The sequence below is a fragment of the Gottfriedia endophytica genome (assembly GCF_017814275.1).
In the GTDB taxonomy this organism is placed as follows: domain Bacteria; phylum Bacillota; class Bacilli; order Bacillales; family Bacillaceae_G; genus Gottfriedia; species Gottfriedia endophytica.
Map to the genome: position 1 here is coordinate 399382 of NZ_JAGIYQ010000001.1, position 21820 is coordinate 421201.

The window sequence follows — 21820 nt, forward strand, 5'->3', positions numbered from 1 at the left end:
CACTTCGTATATTCACAACTAAAAACTAGATACGAAATTAATTTCGTATCTAGTTCCTAGCTTACAACTCTAATGCCAATTGTTCCGACATTAATTCTGCTTGTTCAATTACGGTATCGACTGCTTGTTTACTGATTTCTGGTGGGTAACCATATTTTTTTAATAATCGTTTGACGATGACGCGCATTTTTGCGCGGGCAGAGTCACGTAGATTCCAATCAATACCCATATTTTCTTTAATGGATTGTGTCAGTTCATGGGCAATGATTTTTAATGTATCATCCCCTAACACTTGTTCCGCTGTATCATGTGAAGCTAATGCATCATAAAAGGCAATTTCTTCCTTTACCATGCCGTTTTGTTCTCCACGTTTGTATACGGAGTCCATTTCTTTCGCCAACTCAATTAACTCTTCAATAACTTTTGATGTTTCAATCGTACGTTTGTTGTATTTATTTAATGAGTTTGCAAGCATCTCAGAGAATTTACGCGCTTGAATCAAGTTACTTCGTTGTACACTTTTTACTTTACCGTTTAATAACCGATTCAGTAATTCCACTGCTAAATTCTTTTGTGGCAAAGCACGAACGTCTTCTAAAAATTGATCTGATAAAATCGATATATCTGGATTTTCAAGACCTAATTCTTTATAAATATCAATGACGTCTTCTGAAATAACCGATTTTGAAATCAATTGATTAATTTGTGCATCCATTTGCGTAGCTGTTTTCTTTTTGCTGCCATCACCGATTGTTTTCACAATGCTTGCTTTAACAGCTTTAAAGAACCCTATCTCATCATTTAATTCTTCTGCTTCTTGTGAAGTCGCACATAAAGCGTACGCCTTCGATAATTCAGTTACTGTATCTAAGAAACGTTTCTTTTCTTCATCACCCAGTCCAATGACATAATCCATCGTTTTTACAATTGCTTTAATTCGTTGCGACGACTTTTCAGATTTGAACCCTGAATAATCATGACCATAAAGCAATTCTTTAATTAACTGATGCTTCTCTAACATGATATCCACTGCAAACGCTGTATCTACACCTGCTGTTTCACGATCGCTATCTGTATATTGTTTCAACGCTTGTTTTAAGTTATCTGCAATACCAATGTAATCGACAACTAAACCACCTGGTTTATCTTTAAATACTCGGTTTACTCGAGCAATCGCCTGCATTAAGTTATGCCCTTTCATCGGTTTATCAATATACATCGTATTCATCGCAGGCACATCGAAACCCGTTAGCCACATATCGCGGACAATAACAATTTTTAATGGGTCATCATTGTCTTTCATACGTCGTGCTAAAAATTCACGACGTTTTTTCGTACCAATGAAGGGCTGCCATTCTACAGGGTCGCTTGAAGAACCCGTCATGACAATTTTAATTGCCCCTTTATCATCATCATCCGAATGCCAATAAGGTCTAAGCTTAATGATTTCTTGATATAAATCAATGGCAATACGGCGTGACATCACAACAATCATCGATTTCCCGAACATCGCTTTTTCACGTTCTTCATAATGATGAACTAGATCTTGGGCCATCTTTTCAATACGAGAACCTGCTCCAGCAATAGCTTCTAAACGAGACCATTTGGATTTCAACTTTTCTTTTGTTGATAATTCTTGATCCTCTGTAATATCTTCATAATCATCATCAATGGCTAACCCTTCTGGTAACTCTAAAGGAATGACACGAGATTCATAGAAAATTTTAACCGTTGCACCATCTTCTACAGCCTGTGACATATCATACACATCAATATATTCACCAAATACAGCTGGTGTATTACGGTCTGTTGACTCTATAGGTGTTCCTGTAAAACCGATAAAAGAAGCATTTGGCAATGCATCACGAACGTATTTTGCATAACCATATTTCACTTCACCTTCATGGTCCTTTTGTTGTGACAATGCAGCACCGAAACCATATTGTGAACGGTGTGCTTCATCTGCCATGACAATAACATTCGTACGGTCTGTTAAACAAGGCATTTTGCCCGTTTCTTCATCGGGTGCGAATTTTTGCAATGTCGTAAAGATGATACCTCCAGATTCTACGTTTAATAATTCACGTAACGAATCACTCGATTGTGCTTGACTTGGCGATTGACGTAAAATCTCCTTCGACATCGAGAAAGTTTTATACAATTGATCATCTAAATCATTACGGTCTGTTAAGACAACTAATGTCGGGTTATTCATCGCTTTAATGAGCTTCCCAGCATAAAAGACCATTGATAAACTTTTACCAGAGCCTTGCGTATGCCAAACGACACCAATTTTGTGGTCGCCATCTTCTGCTGTTGCCACTTGTGCTTTTTCAACAGCTTTATTTACAGCGTGATATTGGTGATAGGCAGCTAAAATCTTAAACGTATTTTCACCGTCTGTTTGGAATAAAATAAAGTTTTGAATAATATCTAATAAGCGACTTGGCTCTAACATGCCATGAATCATTACTTCTAATTGTGGTTCAGCTGGACTAGCCAGCGATTTCCCATCGACTGTACGCCACTTCATAAAACGCTCTTCATTCGCAGTGAGTGAACCAACACGAGCATTAATGCCATCACTCGTAATTAAAAAAGCATTGTAACGGAATAAAGTTGGAATCGCTTGTTTATAGGTTTGAATTTGGTTGTACGCATCTGAAATATCGACATCTTCATTCGTCGCATTTTTCAATTCCATGACAACGACAGGCAATCCATTTACAAAGACGATGACATCTGGGCGTTTATTGGCTTGTCCTTCAATAATCGTAAATTGATTCACTGCCATAAAATCATTATTTTGCGGGTTTTCAAAATCAAAGACATAGACTGACACCGTTGGATTATAGCCATCTTCCCCTTGAATTTGAATCTCGATACCATCTGTCGCAAGCTTATGGAATTGCTTATTATTTAAAATTAAATTTGGTGAAGCGTTCGCAATGATCTTTTGAACGGCTGCTTCAATGACTTTCGTTTCAAGTATTGGATTAATCTTTCGTAAAGAATCACGCAAACGATCTACTAACACAACATCTTGATAGCTATCACGTTCTGGACTTTCCCCATCATGTGCAATCGTTGGGCCTTCTACAATGTCATAGCCAAGCTCTTCTAACCATTCTAATGCTGCAACTTCTAATTCTGACTCATTATATTTAAACACCCATTACACCTCCAATTCATCAGGAATTTCGATTTCACCTGATAGAAGCTTTGGGAGAAGTGTATCGCGGAGTTGAGTTAGGTTTTTATTCTCTTGAATCAAATTTTCTTTTTGAATCATAATTGCCCTTACTGCTGAATGATATCTTTTAACGATATTATTCGATGGTTTACAAATTTTATAATCTTTTAAATCATTTTTAGATATATTTAGATATACACTTCCACTTGCTGTATATTGAAACTCATTAAAAGCTTTATTTAGTACTTCATATAAATATTCTTTTGCTTCTCTTGTTAATGATCTTGCTATTCCTGCTCCACGTCCAATAGCATAAGTATCATCTAATTCTGTAACCAAACCTATAGTTGCTCGCACACCAAAAACAAAATCACCTTTGTTTCCAATTTTTTTTGCATCTGATGTGTACTTATTGGGAGAAAGATTACAATTTTTAAAATCAGCTGCACCATTTAATAATGGCAGTCCAATATTCTCATTGTTATATGTGTCACTTTTCGGAGATTGTCCCATCACTATATCAGCTATGCTTGAAAGGCTATCAACAGACCACGCTTTAGGTATCTCCCCTAACTCACTTTGCACCATTTCCCCACCACTAGATTTATATGGTTGACCTTTTTCATTTGGAAATTCAAAGTCGATAAACCAATGTTTAAAAAGGGTTTGAGAAAGTTGTTTTAAAATGTTAATAATTTCCTTATTTACTTCGATTTTAGAATCATATAGTGATAAGAAGTATCCTATTTTCTTTTGATCTTTTATATTTGGTAAAGCCATCGAATATTCTAAAATAGCTTCTTTTTGCGCTCTTTGTCTACCAGAAGTCCCTGTCATTGATTTAATAGTTACTTCCCTTATCTTTGGATGACGCATTAAATAGTAAATGAATTGAGGATCTCCCTTGCCTTCTATTGCTCTAACAACAAAAAATTCTGTTGAACCAAATGCGATTTCATTATCTTCCAAAATATTCACATAAGCTGTTTTTCCATTTTCTAAGCATGGTGTAATGCGTGCTACCAAAGTATCTCCATTCTTAAATTTCGAACCACTTTTAAATTCTGTTAGTTCATGACCTTGTACCTTTTTTACATACTCATTTATATGTTCCATCGCAATTTTTTTAGCCACAGTGCCTTTTTTTAATACCATTCTTGGATTGATTTCAAGAATATTCTCTAGAGCTAGCTCTTTAAATCTCATACCCTATACCACCTAACGCTTTACGAATCTGTTCTTCCATCTCTTGTGATTTCGTAAATTGCTCTGATAATTCACTCGTTAAACGTGCCACCTTCTCTTCAAATGGTTCGCCATCATCTTCTTGTTTTACTAAGCCTACATAGCGACCAGGTGTTAAAATACAATCATTTCCGCGTACTTCTTCGATAGTGGCTTCTTTACAAAAACCAAGCTCATCTGCATATTTTTGGTCATTCGTACCTCGCCATGCATGGAATGTACCTGCGATTTTTTGAATATCTTCTTCACTAAATTCTTTATGTGTACGGTCTGCCATAAAGCCTAAATTACGTGCATCAATAAATAAGATATTATTATTACGTTCGCGTTTACCTGTTTTCGATTTATTTTTCGATACAAACCATAAACATACAGGGATTTGTGTTGAATAAAATAGCTGACCCGGAAGTGTAACGATACATTCAACTAAATCATTTTCAATTAAGTTTTTACGAATTTCACCTTCGCCACCTGTATTAGAAGACATAGAACCATTCGCTAAAACGAATCCTGCTGTCCCCGCTGGTGCTAATTTAGAAATCATATGTTGCACCCATGCATAGTTGGCATTACCTTCTGGTGGAATACCATATTGCCAGCGCACATCATCTTTTAACTTATCGCCACCCCAATCTTTAATATTGAATGGTGGGTTTGCTAAAATATAATCTGCTTTTAGCCCTTTATGTAAATCATTATGGAAGGTATCTGCATTGTGTGATCCAATATTGCCATCAATTCCACGAATCGCTAAGTTCATTTTACATAGCTTCCATGTTGTCGGATTAAATTCTTGTCCGTATACAGATAAATTATCAATGCGCCCTTGATGTTCTTTCACGAACTTAGATGATTGAACGAACATACCACCCGATCCACATGCTGGGTCATAAACGCGTCCTTTATAAGGCTCTAACATTTCAACAAGTAAGCGTACAACTGAAGAAGGTGTGTAGAATTCCCCACCATTTTTACCTTCTGCACTTGCAAAGTTACTTAAGAAATATTCATAAACACGTCCAATGATATCTTTTTCACGACTTTCCTCATCACCAACTTTGAATGAGAATAAATCAATTGTTTCACCTAGACGTGTTTTATCTAATTCTGGACGTGCGAATGATTTAGGTAATACACCAACTAACGATGGATTTTCTTTTTCAATCGCAACCATTGCGGCATCAATTAATTGTCCAATTTCAGGTTTTTTTGCATTGTCTTTAATGAAAGACCAACGTGCCTCTTGTGGTACGAAAAAGATATTATCAGCAACATATTCATCACGATCTTCTTCATCCGCCCATTTGTCTTCTTTTAATTCAAAATACTTTTCTTCGAATGCATCTGATACATATTTTAAAAATAGTAATCCTAATACGACATTCTTATATTCACCAGAATCCATCGATCCTCGTAGTTTATCGGCCATTTGCCAAAGTTTTTCTTCAAAACCTAAGTTTGCTGTTGCCATATTGTTGCCTCCCGTAAGCTATATCTTTTATCTATGTCTATTATACCAGTTAAATTGAATAGGAATTAAAAAATAACAATATATTACATTTTATACAAAACTTACAACCTATGATATTCATATCATTTCAGATTGAAGACAAAAGGCAATTGGAATGCCCTCATTCCAATTGCCTTTTCAATTTTTGATAGAATTTTAGAAAATATTGTACAGTCTTTTAGAATTTTACTCTCACGAGTAACTTTTTCTAAGCTTTAACTGGACCTTGGCATGTCCAGTTAGCTAATTTCTTCAAATTCATCGCAGCAAAAGTAAGCATCGACTGCATGGACAATTTTTTAAGGCCTCTTAAAGTTCTCCAACGCATTCCATGCTTTTCTTTCGCATAAGCAAAGACACGTTCAATCGTTTCGTTAATCTCTCGTTTAAACAAAATAGTAATAAAGTAGTTAGTACTTTTAATTCTTCAGAGTTTTCGGCAATTATTCCGGGTGAAATTTTCCTTGATGCATTTATCTGCATTTTTTAGCAAATTCAATTTTATTTTTAGGAGATACATAAAGTTTCTTATTTTTCAACTGCCCTTTAGCCATCCAAACATCTCAAGCGCTGCACCACAGATTATGAAAAACAATAAAAACCGTTATACTGCTACTATGGCCGGGTGAAGTGAAGACTTTTGTCATGTTAAAACCATCTATATACTATTTCTATCTTATTCTAGATAAATATTTATAAAGGATATTAATATCGGTTTATCGAATTATTGTTTATCAAATCTATATTCGGAGGGAGAATATGTTACTAGATTTAGGTGAAAAAATTCGTGAGTTACGGCTTAAAAAAGGGTATGGGTTAAATGAATTTGCAAAGATATTAAATATTTCACCTAGTTACTTAAGTCAATTAGAAACAAAAAAAACCGAGAATATTTCCTTTCCCCTACTACAGAGGTTACAAGAAGAACTCGCATTACTTCCATTGAATCTAAGTGAAGACTCTAGGTTTAGTCGTGTATTCCAACAAATGGAATTATTAAAAAAATTTGATGAAGAATCTTACGAATTTGTACTCTTTAGTTTAGAGTCAAATATTAAATGGTTAATTGAAAAGAAAGTTAGATAAAAAGTAATCTAAGCTTTGATAAATTGATATATTATTAGTTTGTATGAGAAAAATAGCATGCAAAAAATACATGCTATTTTTCATCCGAATATTTATCTAGCTATTCTGAAAATAAAGTAGTTTGTTGATATTTACCTTTGGACAAATTTGGTTGTGTGGTCTGATCTACAGATTCTATAACTTGATCTTCAGACTCTAATTCTTCTTCAACAAATAATTGTTTAAGTTCAGGAAAAAAAACTTTGTTGAAGTAATTTACCATTAATTCTCCTCTATTTGCTCCAGTTAAAACTGCATCTTTATCATCAAATTTCATTACATAATCACTTTGGTCACTTTGATAATATTTATTTTCTAAAAAGTTTTCATGATCATCATAAAATAGTTTATAAGCCTTTAAAGCTTCATTTTCGAATTTTTCTCTCTGATTTTCATCTAGTGTCATTCCATTTTTCTTCAAGTAATATTTAATGTAAGATTTAAAACTATAGCTATCTTTAATAAGATGTTGTCTATCCTCTTTTTTATCCTCTGAATCCTTTTCCTTTATATCTTTTTGCTTTTTACCTGTTTTCAATTCTTCCTTTAACTTCTCTATATCATTTTTCAATTCATTGTATTTAAAATCGTATTTATTTGAATAATCCTCAAATTTGTATATTAGTGTTTCATGACCTTTTTCTAATTTATCTAACCTCTCAAACTTTTCATCAACATGTTGTTGAAATTGAATAAGAGTCTTAAGTATTGCTGCATTAGAAACTTCCTGCTCTTGTAATTCCATCGGAAATTTAGTTTCACCCTTTATTTCTTTTACACTTTTGGAATTAATCGTTTCATTTTTCATCGCTTCTGTTATTTCTTCTTTATTTTCTTTCGTTGAATTTTCAAATTTTTCAGCATTGTCCTTGAATAGTGTTGCTACACTTAATGGAATCTTTTCTACATATGTTTTATACACACGAACCATATCTAATAAACCTAATCTTTCTTGTTGGATAAACTTGACCAAATCTGACTCCATTATTTTATATCCACCTTGACGATAACTTGTTGAGATTGCATTTATTTTCCCATCACGGATCCATTTTCGAAGAGTTTGAATCGAATCAGTTATATAACAATCCATCAAAATTTTTAACGCTTCCTCTAAATTATATTCCCGCTCCATATGCCTCCTCCTAAAAAAGCTTGTTCATTTCAAGATACGAAAAAATAATTTTTTTATGAGTCATTTATATGATTTTTGTGATAATGTACAAGCTACATTGTGGATGCCAAGCTATATTAAAGTTAGGACTAACCCTGTTGGAACAACATTTTTCAAAAAAGGCTGTTTTATTGATTTTAAAAAATAGGAGTACTGCCTTAATTTCGAACTTTATTCATGCAATATTGTTGGAACAACATTCTTTCATCAATGTTAGTTGTTCAATATTCATTTAGCAAAATTAATTTAATAATGTTGTTTTATCAACATTATTTTAAATACAAAAAACCGCATTTTTGCAAAGACTTGTACAAATAACCGCTGTTGTAAAAAATCATATACTAGCTAAATTTACATAATTTTGTATCAAATCCTCAAACCATGTATGACGTCAGGATTCAATCATACCAAGGCGGTTATTTGATACAGTAGCTATAGCTACTGTATCAAATAACCGCCTTGGTATATAAACTTGTACAAATAACCGCCCATAAGACATTGCGAAATTTTGTGATTTTGATTTTTTTATAAAAATTAATCTAATTATTTTACACTTGTCGAATCGAATTTTTTAGGTTTTTTGAAAAAACTTTATATCCGAAAATAATGACTTAACTGTTCCACTGTTTTCTTGTGAGAAATGCAGTAGATAAAGTAGTTATCTAAATTCAGTAGTAATTTAATCAGATTATGTAAACAAAAAAATGAGGGATCACTCAAAGTACAAGTAATCTCCCATTTTATACTTTTGATTTTCCCACAGAGTATCTTTCAATTTGGTTGACGTCTCTACCCCAACCGAAATTAAAATCTGGGTATTCAAACTTAGTTTATTTACTGGTCAGATTTCCAACTCCAGTTAAACAACAGCAGCCTTAAATTTTGTATTCTGATGATTACTGCAAGTGCATAATATCCCCAAATGAGCCTCCAATAATTCCTATTCTATCTGGATCGATTGAAGGGTGGACTGGAAAAAATAACCTAGATGAAAATAAGCAACACTGAGTTTTCACTCAATGTTGCTTTAGATTTAAATATCGAAGTACTGCTTAAATGGGGAGTTGAGAACAAAACAAAATTGTTCTTCCAAATGTTCGTTAATTGTTACGTAGCATTCTTTTACGGTCATAAGTGCCAACGCTCTCTTTTTCGCATCACTTAATGTTTCAAAGCCATTTTTTGGAAATAGGTTTGTAAATATATCCGTTTCTAATAAAGGTTTCGCAATTATTTTTTCTAAAATACCCTTTTCGTACGAATACTTTTTAAGATTTTGCTCTAATAATTCAATCTTCTTATTGACTGCTTCTTCAGTAATCATAAGTCCTATTGTTAATGAATCATATGAATCGATAAATTCTCCTTCTGAAAACTGATCATTTTTAACCTTTTCATAAAGCTGTTGCATTATTGTATCTAACAATTTTTTTTGTTCTGTATACATAAGAGTAATACTAGATAATTCGTTTTTAACTTTTACCAATTCTAACTCAAGAATGTTTTTTACATCTTCTTGAAAATTTACAAAACTCTTATTACATAATTTCTCCCAATAACGATGAAAAAAGTCATGTATGATGTTTGCTTTTAACTTCTTATTACATTGACTAATATACAACCGATATCCTTTACCATTTTTTCTTCGATCTTTCGTATTAAAATCAGCACCATTACATTTTTCGCATTTACACTTTAAAATACCTTTAAAATAAAAGGGCGTTGTTGAATATTTAGGAGAGTTTTGACTTAGTTTTTCATATTTTCGCCAACAAATTTCCCATACTTCTGAAGAAATTGGTGGATTACTTACTAGCCACGAATCATTTGCTTCTTTCCATTCTTCTCTCGGCTTTAACTCATATCCATGTTCGTTGACAAATCGATGATAAACGTATTTTCCTGTATAAATAGGATTTGTAATGATATACTTCACCTTGTTTGGAGTCCATTTTATTTTCTTCTCAGAACATCTCTTCTCTTTTGAAATATAGCCGATATTTAGTTCATTTAACTTTCGAGCAATACTATTAAAGTTTTCACTTGTTTGGTACCATGAAAATATTTCTTTGACAATCTCAATTTCATCAGGTTCCTGTACTAACGTACGTTTTTCTCCATCTTTAACTAATCTAAATCCATATGGTGTTTTCCCTCCCCTGAAGCTACCATTTCGCATTAATTCATTCAATGAAGCTCTAAGTCTTGTTGAAAGATTGTCTACTTCCAGTTTACTCAAGCCATCTTCAAGTGCATTTCGTACTATATCATCACTTGTATATAGTTGATTTCGAGATGCAAGGATAACTGGAACATTGTGACTATTAAAAAATTTTCGTAGTTCAGCATGCTCTTTGGGATTTCGAGCCAATCGGTCAACATCCGATACAACCAGAGCATCAATATTACCTTCTGTAATCGACTGTAGTAATTCACTCAACTTTTCTCGCTTTGTAAATTCCTTCTTTGTTGCTGACTCCTTTTCATCAAATAGTATAGGATCATGAATTTTCTTATCATCCACAAGATGCGAAATAATCTCAATTTGTCTTTCGAATTTCTGTTCATTTGATGACACACGTGTGTAGGTAGCTATTTTTTTTGCATCTTTTAAGATTTCTGACACGTTCTTATCGTAAATTCGCACTAAACAAACCTCCTACTTCATATCTTGTTTGTAAAAAATAGTAGCTTTTCTATCTTCATTTACTTCTATTTTTGCAATAAAAAAATGAATTAACCTTTTTTGTTGTATGTGATTTAACGATTTAATTTTGGGTATCGGCAAGTTATTGACCAGTGAAATCATAATTTTATCTAGATTTTGCACATATTTTTCTTTCTCTTTCTTCAGCTCTTTGTACATCTTTTTATATTCGGCAACATAGGACTCGATTTCACTCGTTCTTTCAACTTTTGTAATGGTTGATTCTTGAATGAACTCAACTGTATTACATTGAATTTTTTCTTTTATATCTTTTATATCTTTCTCTAATTTTTCTATTATAATAATGCTTGGTTTTAGCAACATACCAACAGCATATTCAATAATTTTCTTTTTATTTTTTGAGACATGGTCGTAAAACCACTTAGTTAGATTCTCTAATATGAGTTGATCAGTTTTATTAATTTGAAACTTAACAAAATCTCCTTTGGTTTTACACAGATAGATCGAATCTTTGACAATTAACTTTTTCTTACATTTTGCACATATAAGAATGTCTGTTAACATAGGATGAATAATTTCGGTTACCTTTTTCAAGTCATGACCTTTTAAAATAGTTAACTTTTCATTCGCACTTTCCCATAGATCCTCTTCAACTGCTACTAATCGCTTATTTACCTTTTCAGCTCGAATTATTTTACCATCAAATATCCCTGTTACAATTCCTTTATGTAACTCTCTTGATATAAATTCCGAAATATCTGAGCCTATTAATCCGGGATACTTCTTCTTAAAATGCTTATCCGCATCTACAATCTTATCAAATTTTTTTTTTACAAATTCTTGATAAATTAATTCTATTTTTTCTTTATTAATTTTTGAAATCATGATTTCTTTTTGTTCTTTGGTATCCTCTTCAATTAATCGAGTCTCATCAATCATTAAATCCTCAGACCCAGAGTTTGATGCACTACTTTTTCTTTCGGCCACCTTCTGCATATAATATGGTTTTGGTGGTTTCCCTCCTCCCCATTCACCTGCTCTAATTTTTGCGATTCTAGAGTCAATTAATCGTTTAATAATATTATTTCCCTCATGCTCAGAGATTGCACCAAGAAGTAACTCAATAAAATCTCCAATAACACCTTCAAACATTTGTGGCTCATTATCTCCTGCAAAAAACATTTTCACATCATGTTTACGAAGTACCTCTACAAATTCTATATATTGTTCAGATCTTCTTGAAATTCGATCACGTTTAAAAACAATGATTCTTTCAATTAATCCACTCTTTATTTCTGTCATTAATTGGTAAAGCTTACTACGCTCCTCAATTTCTGTATTTCTAGCGGACTTTGTATTTTCATTAAATATTTGATGAACAAACCAGCCCTGATTACGAGCATATTTTGTACATGCAGTAACCTGATAGTCTATCGAGGTTTTTTGTTTGTCTTCATTCAATGACCTCCGGACGTAAATCACTGTTTTCTTCATGCTGTACCAAATCCCCCATTAACAAATAATTTAACTCCTGCTTAACTAAACTTAAATAATATGATTTCCAATCTTTCTCAAACACTGAATCATAAACATACTGAACAGTTTCAATTTGAAGTTCTTTTAAATCCTTCATTTTCATAACTATCACCCTTTCAACTGATACAAATAGTATGACCAGCTAAAAACGTATTATTCTCATATAAAAATAAAATGTTTTTATTCAAGAATAATTTGATAGTTCAACTTGTACAATATATGTAAAAACCAGAGGTGGACAACACTTTAAAAACAAAAAAAACAACTGCCTAATAAATTAGCAATTGCCTAAAGTCATTTATTTTTCTTTACCGAAATACACTTCTAATGCTTTCTTTAATACTTCTTCTAATTTCAACGAACCATACGTTTCTTTACCGAGCTTTAATGGAGACGAAGGTTTATCCATTTGCATCACCTCTTTTGACACTATATGCGAGTGTTAGCATTGGACTACCCTTCAAATTCTCTTGGTATTACTGAATTTGTCCCTGTTTGCAATGACTATGCATGACAAATGCAATGCAAAAGCTTGGGGTTAAGGGGCGATCACAAGCAGTCATCGAGCTACTTCGCATGGGGGAGCTTGAGCTTTAACTGTAGTTTACATCTTTTCATAAGACAATGAATATTTACAAAATCACCAGTCATTCCTTTCGAATGGCTGGTTTTCTTCTATTTATGATGTTACAAAGATAGTAGAAAATATCTACAAATCTCATTGTTAACATCAACAAATAAAAACAGAAAAAGCAACTGCCACATTCCATAGCAATTGCTCTTAAAAAATGGTTTTAAAATCTTGATGCAAAAGTATTTAACTCCCAATCACTTACATACCTAGAATACTTATCCCATTCTGTTCTTTTTATTTTTATAAATTCTTCCCAGATTGAACGGCCGATTGTTTGTGCCAAAACGGAATCCTCTGCCAAACAATCAATTGCTTCGTTTAAACTTCTTGGTACCCAATTTATGCCCCTTTCCTTCAACTGGAACTCGCTTGCTGTACTGACATCAAAATCAATAGGCTCTCCTGGATCAATTTGATTTTGTATGCCGCGAAGACCAGCTGCTACTAAGCAAGCGGCTAAAAGGTAAGGATTGCATGTTCCATCTGCCCCTCTAAATTCGAACCGTCTTGTTCTTCTTTTCTCAGGTATCCTTACTAACACGGAACGATTACCTGAGCCATAGCAAATATGTGCTGGTGCCCACGATCCAGGCTGCATTCTTTTGTATGAATTGATGCTAGGAGCACCAATTGCTATTAAGGAGGACCCATGCTTTAAAAGCCCTCCGATAAAATGATATGCCTTCTCGGACATATCCAAACCATATTGGTCTGACGTATCTTCAAACAAGTTTTCACCATACTCATCATATAAGCTAATGTGGACATGTAGCCCGCTCCCTGCTAAATGATGAAACGGCTTAGGCATTAAGGTTCCAATCATCCCTTTATCTCTAGCAATTTGTTTGAATAAATGCATGAATGTAACCTGATCATCAGCTGCTTTTAAAGCATTTGTATATTTTAAGTTAATTTCTAGCTGACCGGGACCGTATTCACTTGATATTTGCTCTGTTTCTACCCCCATTGACTCAAGGGAGTAGACAAAGTCTTGAATAAAATCCTCCTGTATATCTGCTCCTTCAATCGAAAAACAATGGCTTTTATCTGCTGTAACAAGTTGACCATCTTGTTCCTTTAATAAATATGCTTCTTGTTCAAAAGCCATAAACATTTTCCCACCAATTAGAGACTCCACTTCATTCAGAAGTCTCTTTAAAGCGTTTCTCGGACAGCCATGCCATGGGTCACCATTAATGTCTACCAGATCACATAGCATTCTTGCAGTATTTTTTCGATAAGGGAGAATTGAAAAGGTACTTGGATCAGGAACTGCGAAAAAGTCCCCATCATTCGGTCCATAAGTAGGGTTAGAGATATATTCATCAAAAACATCGAAGCTCATAATCGCTACACTAAAATTTACTCCTTGTTCCATTGCACTTTTTAATTGTGCAGGTCTAATTGTTCGACCTCTTGTTATTCCTGCATAATCCAAAAACTCAATTCGAATGAATTCAATCTTTTCATTTTCTACAATCTCTAGTACTTTTTCAATTGTCATCATCTTATTTCCCCTCTTCTTCTAATCTCTTAAGTACCGACAAAGTGAACACTTCAATACCGATTGCGATGATTCGTTCGTCAAATTGAAATTGTGGATGATGCAGATCGTAACATAATTCATTTTCTTTTTTGATCCCTAAGCGGAAATAAGTACTTGGAACACGCTCAGCAAATGCTCCAAAGTCATCTCCTCCCATGGAAGGCTCTTTTAACCTTACTAAAGCTTCATCTCCGTATAATTCCTTTACAGTTTCCTCCACCACTTTTGTTACTTTTTCATCATTAATGACAGCAGGATGTCCATCAGCGTACATCACATCCGCCTTCCCACCATAAGATTCAACCAAGTTCTGAACGAGTTGAATCATTCTTTCTTTGACCCTAATTCGATTATCTTTCACTAGGGAACGCAACGTCCCTTCCATAACCACTTCATCCGCTACGACATTACTAGCTACCCCGCCGCTTATTTTGCCAATATGAATAATAATTGGATCAATAGGGTTATTTTCTTTCACAACTAGATGTGACAATGCTTGAATGACATGTGTGCTAATCGCAATCGCATCAATCGCTTGATGAGGCCTTGCACTGTGCCCGCTCTTCCCTTTTATCTTAATTTTGAACTGATCACAAGAAGCCGTAATCGCTCCATCCTTAACACCAATCGTACCAAATGGAATGTGAGGCCAAAGATGAAGCGCTAACATTTCATTCACTTTCGGGTTGTCAAGAACTCCTTGTTTTATCATTTGCTCGGCTGCACCATCTGCCTCTTCACCTGGCTGAAAAATACATCTTACCCTACCAGCAAATTGCTCTTTGAATCTATTTAACATATAAACAGTTCCTAATAGAATCGTAGTATGGCCGTCGTGCCCACAAGCATGCATTACCCCTTCGTTTTTAGAACAAAAAGGTAATCCAGTATTCTCATGAATTGGTAGCGCATCAATGTCAGCTCGAATTCCAATATGCGCTCCATTTCCTTTTTCACCAACAATATCAACAATTAATCCTGTCTCACCTACTTGTTGATAGGAAATGTCCCATGCTTCAAGAATAGAGCGTATATAATTAGAAGTTTCATATTCTGCAAATGAAAGCTCTGGATACTGATGAAGATGTCTACGAATATTGATTAGCTCTTCGAAAAGTTCACTACTTACTTTTACATTTTCCATATTTGTCTCCTCCATCATTACAAATTCAGTGATGTTTCCTTCACTTTAAAAACTCTTACTAAGATAAAGTTGTAAATAATACCAACAACAATCCAAGTAATCCCTACTACTAATGCCAAATGATTCATACCCATTAATACATACCCAATGACAATAAAACCGATTATTGGAAAGACTAAATGTTTTATGAACTGCTTCGATTTTTGACGAATCATATAGTGATTAATGACAGATACATGAAGTAAGAGAAATCCAGACAAAGCCCCAAAGTTTATAATGTTCGTTAATAGATCAATATGAGTTATGAAAGCTAAACCGACAATAAATGAAATGATGGCCACAAAAATGGTACTTATATAAGGAGTCTTAAATTTAGGATGAACTTTTGCCAAAATATGTGGTAGATTTCGGTCTCGTCCCATCGAAAAGAGAAGACGAGAAATTGCTGCCTGAGAGGCTAACGCACTAGCTATACCCCAAGAAAATGCTGTAGCAAGAATTGTTAAGTTCTTTAACCAACTTCCTCCAGCAAGCTCAGCTATTTGATAAAAAGCAGTATCTAAGTTATCTAGCTTTAATCCTCTTCCAAGATCGCTAGCAATCCAAGTTTGAACAATAAACAAGGTCCCTACTACAAGAAGAGCACACACAGTGGCCTTTCCAACTAGTTTCCTTCCTCCCTTTACCTCTTCAGATAAAGTTGAGATGGCATCAAAACCTAAGAATGATAGAACTGCAATTGAAACCGCTCCCATTACTAGCTGCAAATTGAACTTACTAGAATCATAAAGTGGCTTGATTGTTAAACTAGAATGATTTACGCCTTTATTTAGCGCAATGAGCCCGGCAACTATAAAGGTAATTAAAACGGCAAATTCCAAAACAAGAATAATTTTATTAGCTCTTGCGGTAAACTCAATCCCTCGAATATTAATCATGGTATTGAAAATGATAAAGAAAACTAACCAAAACCATACTGGTAAGGCAGGAATAAAAGCAGTCAAGGAAACGGCACTTACCGCATAAGTTAAAGCCGGAATGAGAATATAATCTAGAAGAATTGACCATCCTGCAATAAATCCAATATGTCGATTGAGCCCATGTTGAGCATACGCATAAACGGAGCCCGCAACCGGAAAAGCTTTGGACATTTGTGCATAACTAAATGCAGTAAAAATCATACCGACCATACCAATAATGTAAGCTAAAGGAACCATCCCTTTCGAAGCATCGGAGATATAGCCATATACACCAAATGGAGCGATAGGAACTAAGAAAATCAATCCATAAATCAATAAATCCCAAAACGAAAGCGTTCTCTTTAATTCCTGCTTATATCCAAATTTTTCAACCGACATCAAATGACCTCCTTTAATGATTTTCCAAATTTATTTAAAGGTGTTTTCTGTACACATTTTCAAAATTTCGATAAAGAACCATTTCTCCAATGGCTTGTGCGGTTTCAGCATTCATATAATTTGCCTTAACCCAACCATTCAAAACTTTTTCAAAGCACTCTTTAAATAAATGAACTCCTATCCAATTCATTTCTGGAACTGTAAAAGCATCTGAACCATACATAACCTTATCGAAAGGCGCAAGCTCAAATACTTGTGACAATGTTCGCTCCACTCCATGTCCAACAAATGGATTTTGCAAAGAAATATCCATATAGACGTTAGGAAGTATACTAACTATAAATGCTGCCTCTTCAACCCATGGGTATCCACCATGCACTAGGTGAACCTTCGTATCTTGATATTTTTTATCTCTTAACAGATCAAGTAGAAAACTCGGGCTTGCTTTCGGAAGAATAACTTCTCCATCACCGATTCCAGTATGTATGTGCATTACCTTTTCTACATATGTGCACTCTTCCATAGCAATATGAAGACAATAATCTCGTAAACTTTTAACCCCGGCTCTAGTATTTTTTTTGAACTCTTCATATTCTTGCGATGCTTGACTTTCATTCATCGGACTAATCTCTAAACCACTTCGATATGCAATGATCGATTTTAATCCAACAATACAATCTTTCTTCAATGCATCAGATAGTTCTGCACGATATTTTTCCTTAAATTCTCCAAAACTTAAATTTTCCTCACTTAAACGAACCATTACTGGTTCAATTCGAAAGACTTCCCAAAGTCTGACTCCAGATAAGTCTGCATAATCTTCTTTCAGAAGCGGAGGCTGTGGGTAACCAAAATCAGCCACAATCCCAGTAATGTTTGCCTCTTGAAAAAGTTCACGAGTAAACCCTTTAAAATCACTTGCTTTTGCATTTCGATGTTCTACAACTTCTTCTAAAGTTGGCTTACAAGAAAAATAGTTCGCTAACCGCTTAAGCAAAATTTGAACCCACATATTACTTCCTGGATACGGCTGATTTTTTGTCCATAAATAATTTTGTGGAATTTGATTTGGTATAACTGCTAATGATAATTTCTTTACATATTCATCTGGCGTGTACGGTTGATTATTTGCTGAATAAGGGTGAGCATGAACATCAATCGACTGACAATCTTTTAAAGTAATCTTCATTTTCATTCCTCCTTAACTCTTTGTAATGAAATATTGCAAATTCCGTGCCAACTTTTTAAAATTTACAGAAAATTATAAAAATAGCCATTTCACTAAACTAGCATTTCAGCACTACTCTTTTAAGAGTAAATTTAGAGAAAAATATTTTGCGAATGAAAAAATTTTTTCCTAAAAATCTTTTTCACCTATTTATAAAATTTATCAGTAACCGTTTTCAAATCTGCATAATTGTGTTAATGTTTTGAAAAGACAGAAAATTTTCTTTCTAGTGACAAAAATACACTATTTTATTTTGCTTAAGGCAGGTGAACGTATGACCGAATCTTCTCAACCATTACTAGCAGATGTCTGGAATCATTCTTTTGACTGTGTGATCGTTGTTAATGAAGAAGGAACAATCATCTCATTGAACCGGACAGCTGCCCGATTATTTTTAGGTAGCCCTTCTACACTAGTTGGTTCTTCTATTTATGAAGTAATCCCAACTGAGGATTTTAAAAAAAACCTCCAAAAAAAAGGAATAACTGGGATTTCGATTTCAATCGGAACAAAGCAACTTGTTGGGAATGTCCTCTTTTTGGAACCACCTGATTCTGCTGCAAAACATGTTTTATTTTTTAAAGATATTTCACATGTCCAACAATTAAATGCTCAAATTCAGGAGTTAAATAAAACGAAACAGTTATTTGATTCAATCCTTGATATGCTCGAGGAAGGAATTTGTGTGATCGACAATCATGGAACCATCCTCTTTTATAATCGATCAGCCGGTGAACTAGATACGTTAGAGCCAGAGTCTGTTAGAGGAAATCGCGTGCAAGACATATGGAACGTAGATAATAATACAAGCACTCTTCTAACATCTCTAAGGACTGGACGTACCCTTAACCACAGAGAAACTCAGTTTACTACAAATGGAAAAGCTGTTACCTCACTAATTAGAACGGTTCCTTTATTTCTTGACCAGCGCACTGTAGGTGCCATGGAAATTTCTAAAGATATTAGTGAACAAAAACAGCTCACAAAAACAATTATGCAGCTCCAAAAACAAAATAAAGGAGAACCGCTCTCCTCCCTTCCAATTCAAAAAAACAATACAAGATTTCACTTTGATCATATTATCTTTTCTAGTAGAGAAATGGCACACACGGTTGAACAAGCACGCCGATCTGCAAGATCTAAATCCAATATTCTAATTGTTGGGGAAACCGGGACCGGGAAGGAACTTTTTGCTCAAAGTATCCATAATGAGAGTCCTAGAGAAAACAAACCATTTATCGCCCAAAATTGCGCTGCTCTCCCAGAATCCTTACTTGAAAGCTTGCTTTTTGGGACCACAGTAGGTAGTTTTACTGGTGCAGTTGATCGTTCAGGTTTATTCGAACAAGCAAACGGCGGAACTCTGTTGCTTGATGAAATTAATTCAATGGGAACAAGTTTACAAGCAAAGCTTCTAAGGGTTTTACAAGAGCGAAAGGTACAACGATTAGGATCAACCAAAATATTAAATATTGATGTAAGGGTTATTGCTACAATGAATGAGGAACCGCTAGAAGCAATTTCCAACGGTCGACTTCGAGAAGATTTGTATTATCGCTTAGGTGTGGTCAATCTTGTCATTCCTCCGCTACGAAATCGAAAGGAAGATATACGAATATTAACTGATTATTTTATTAAGAAGCATGCTAAACTCTTAGATGTATATGTTGATGGTCTAGAACCTGATATTTATCAATTTTTTATGAACTATCATTGGCCTGGAAACGTTCGTCAGCTTGAGCATGTCATCGAAGGCAGTTTAAACCTCATATATGATGAAAGAACGATAGGCTATGATCATCTCCCACCGGTACTGAAAACAAAAATACGACATCAAGAAACAACTCTACAAACAGATGAAGCATCTTTTAACTATTCAGGTAGCTTAACTGAACAAACTGAAAAGCTTGAACGAACCATGATTGAACAGGCAATGAAAAATACAAACGGAAACATCACAAAAGCAGGAGAACAGCTTGGGATCTCAAGACAAAATCTTAATTACAAACTGAAGAAGTATTCGATTTATGCTTAAAAAGAGGAGTTATGATGAGCTACATATTAAAAATAAAAATTAGGCTGTTTTCGTATACATTGTAGCTATTTTAGAATGCGTTAGTTGATTACAACTCCATGATGCTCCTTTTCCTTTGGGCGTGAGCTGAGCCTCCTCGTCGCTAACGCTCCTGCGGGGTCTCAGCCTTCCCGCTATTCCCACAGGAGTCTCGCACCTTCCATTGTAATCAACTTCTGTCTTTAAAGTTGCTAATCTCAAAAGCAACAATCTTTGAGCCAAAAATCAATACATTTTTATATAATGATTGCCGAAGTACCTCCTTTTATTAGTGAAAAGACCTCAAAGAACCATAAATCAAATGCAATGCAAAAACTCAAAGTTAAGGGCCTTTTCATATGACTTTGAGTATATACAAAATCACCAGTCATTCTATTCGAATGGCTGGATTTCTTTTATGCTCTAAGTCTACTAAAGTATTAGATTAATTTTATTGTTTATACTTGCAATTTACACACAAAAACGTAACAATATGTTCATGCTCCTATACAAATCAAAGTAATGACGCAAAAATTGAAATCAAACTTAAATGAGGCGATGATTTGAATCAACCAATCGGAGTAATTGATTCAGGTGTTGGTGGCCTAACAGTTGCTAAACAAATGATAAGACAATTACCAAAAGAACAAATTTTATACTTAGGTGATACTGCACGTTGTCCTTATGGTCCAAGACCGTATAACGAGATTCGTGACTTCACATGGGAAATGACAAATTACTTATTAGAAAAAAATATAAAAATGCTTGTGATTGCGTGTAATACAGCAACTTCTGTCGTTTTAGAAGAGATGAGAAAAAAACTATCAATTCCTGTGATTGGTGTAGTTCATCCAGGTGCACGTGCAGCCATTAAAATTTCGCAAAATGATCACATTGGTGTAATCGGAACTAATGCAACAATTAATAGTCAAGCCTATACAAATGCACTAAAAAGAATTAATAACAATGTACAAGTTGAACCTTTAGCTTGTCCCGAGTTCGCTTCAATTGTAGAAAGCGGAGACTTTGAAAAAAAGGAAACAATCGAGATTGTATCTTCTACATTAGCTCCTCTTAAAGCTTCATCAATTGACACATTAATATTAGGTTGCACTCACTATCCATTGTTAAGTCCAATCATTCAACAAGTAATGGGTCCTGCTGTTCAACTAATTAGTTCTGGAGACGAAACGGCAAGAGAAGTAAGTGCCATTTTAGATCAAAATGACATGCAAAGTGATGCACTAAAAGTTAATCACACATTTTTAACAACTGGTGACACAGTTACATTTTCTAAGATTGCTTCTAAACTTTTCCAATCTCCAATTGAAAATGTTATGCAAATCAAACTTTGAAAGACTGCTAGTTTGCAGTCTTTATTTTTTTATCGACAGTTATATGCTACTAAA

The 21820-nt window shown here is 34.3% G+C and carries 15 protein-coding genes and 2 pseudogenes; 5 read left to right on the plus strand and 12 right to left on the minus strand.

Annotation, left to right across the window (positions count from 1 at the left end):
* Positions 1–61: 61 nt before the first annotated feature.
* The 4 genes and pseudogenes from J5Y03_RS01905 to J5Y03_RS01920 form a co-directional block, all read right to left on the minus strand.
* Positions 62–3172 carry a type I restriction endonuclease subunit R gene (locus J5Y03_RS01905; protein ID WP_209401863.1) on the minus strand — a complete coding sequence of 1037 codons (3111 nt, stop codon included), beginning with the start codon at positions 3170–3172 and terminating at the stop codon, positions 62–64.
* Between the two features lie 3 nt (positions 3173–3175).
* Complete coding sequence (locus J5Y03_RS01910; RefSeq protein ID WP_209401865.1) at positions 3176–4399, minus strand: restriction endonuclease subunit S; 1224 nt, start codon at positions 4397–4399, stop codon at positions 3176–3178.
* Complete coding sequence (locus J5Y03_RS01915; RefSeq protein WP_209401867.1) at positions 4389–5909, minus strand: class I SAM-dependent DNA methyltransferase; 1521 nt, start codon at positions 5907–5909, stop codon at positions 4389–4391. Before J5Y03_RS01915 ends, J5Y03_RS01910 begins: the two co-directional genes overlap by 11 nt.
* Positions 5910–6156: 247 nt before the next feature.
* Positions 6157–6321, minus strand: a pseudogene (locus J5Y03_RS01920) (transposase); the annotation flags it as partial.
* A gap of 386 nt (positions 6322–6707) precedes the next feature.
* Here J5Y03_RS01920 and J5Y03_RS01925 point away from each other — a divergent pair.
* On the plus strand, positions 6708–7034 hold the full coding sequence (locus tag J5Y03_RS01925; protein WP_209401869.1) for a helix-turn-helix domain-containing protein: 327 nt from the start codon (positions 6708–6710) through the stop codon (positions 7032–7034).
* A gap of 100 nt (positions 7035–7134) precedes the next feature.
* On the opposite strand, the gene J5Y03_RS01930 is transcribed toward J5Y03_RS01925, so the two are convergent.
* The 4 genes from J5Y03_RS01930 to J5Y03_RS01945 all read right to left on the minus strand — a co-directional run bounded on the left by J5Y03_RS01930 (position 7135) and on the right by J5Y03_RS01945 (position 12551).
* Positions 7135–8205, minus strand: coding sequence for a MerR family transcriptional regulator (locus tag J5Y03_RS01930; protein ID WP_209401871.1), 1071 nt, complete (start codon positions 8203–8205; stop codon positions 7135–7137).
* Positions 8206–9277: 1072 nt separating this feature from the next.
* On the minus strand, positions 9278–10891 hold the full coding sequence (locus J5Y03_RS01935; RefSeq protein ID WP_209401873.1) for a recombinase family protein: 1614 nt from the start codon (positions 10889–10891) through the stop codon (positions 9278–9280).
* A 12-nt stretch (positions 10892–10903) separates the two neighbouring features.
* The gene (locus tag J5Y03_RS01940) at positions 10904–12406 is read right to left on the minus strand and encodes a recombinase family protein (protein WP_209401875.1); all 1503 of its coding nucleotides are present in this window, start codon (positions 12404–12406) and stop codon (positions 10904–10906) included.
* Positions 12366–12551, minus strand: coding sequence for a hypothetical protein (locus tag J5Y03_RS01945; RefSeq protein WP_209401877.1), 186 nt, complete (start codon positions 12549–12551; stop codon positions 12366–12368). Before J5Y03_RS01945 ends, J5Y03_RS01940 begins: the two co-directional genes overlap by 41 nt.
* A gap of 407 nt (positions 12552–12958) precedes the next feature.
* On the opposite strand from J5Y03_RS01945, the pseudogene J5Y03_RS01950 reads away from it, so the two are divergent.
* A pseudogene (locus J5Y03_RS01950) lies at positions 12959–13045 on the plus strand (helix-turn-helix transcriptional regulator); the annotation flags it as partial.
* A gap of 197 nt (positions 13046–13242) precedes the next feature.
* Here the strand turns inward: J5Y03_RS01950 and J5Y03_RS01955 are convergent.
* From J5Y03_RS01955 to J5Y03_RS01970, 4 genes are read right to left on the minus strand one after another with little or no spacing between them, the layout of a single operon-like run.
* The gene (locus tag J5Y03_RS01955; RefSeq protein WP_209401879.1) at positions 13243–14589 is read right to left on the minus strand and encodes a glutamine synthetase family protein; all 1347 of its coding nucleotides are present in this window, start codon (positions 14587–14589) and stop codon (positions 13243–13245) included.
* Position 14590: 1 nt separating this feature from the next.
* Positions 14591–15772: a M20 metallopeptidase family protein gene (locus J5Y03_RS01960; protein ID WP_209401881.1), complete on the minus strand. Its 1182-nt coding sequence runs from the start codon at positions 15770–15772 to the stop codon at positions 14591–14593.
* Between the two features lie 17 nt (positions 15773–15789).
* Positions 15790–17130, minus strand: a complete 1341-nt coding sequence (locus tag J5Y03_RS01965; RefSeq protein WP_209401883.1) for an APC family permease — start codon at positions 17128–17130, stop codon at positions 15790–15792.
* 34 nt (positions 17131–17164) lie between these two features.
* Positions 17165–18319 carry an amidohydrolase family protein gene (locus J5Y03_RS01970; protein WP_209401885.1) on the minus strand — a complete coding sequence of 385 codons (1155 nt, stop codon included), beginning with the start codon at positions 18317–18319 and terminating at the stop codon, positions 17165–17167.
* 313 nt (positions 18320–18632) lie between these two features.
* On the opposite strand from J5Y03_RS01970, the gene J5Y03_RS01975 reads away from it, so the two are divergent.
* The 3 genes from J5Y03_RS01975 to racE all read left to right on the plus strand — a co-directional run bounded on the left by J5Y03_RS01975 (position 18633) and on the right by racE (position 21766).
* Entirely contained in the window at positions 18633–20393 is a 1761-nt protein-coding gene (locus tag J5Y03_RS01975; RefSeq protein ID WP_209401887.1) for a sigma 54-interacting transcriptional regulator, read from the plus strand.
* A gap of 282 nt (positions 20394–20675) precedes the next feature.
* Positions 20676–20774, plus strand: coding sequence for a LuxR C-terminal-related transcriptional regulator (locus J5Y03_RS20170; RefSeq protein ID WP_407648391.1), 99 nt, complete (start codon positions 20676–20678; stop codon positions 20772–20774).
* Between the two features lie 200 nt (positions 20775–20974).
* The gene (racE, locus tag J5Y03_RS01985; protein WP_209401891.1) at positions 20975–21766 is read left to right on the plus strand and encodes a glutamate racemase; all 792 of its coding nucleotides are present in this window, start codon (positions 20975–20977) and stop codon (positions 21764–21766) included.
* Positions 21767–21820: the final 54 nt, after the last annotated feature.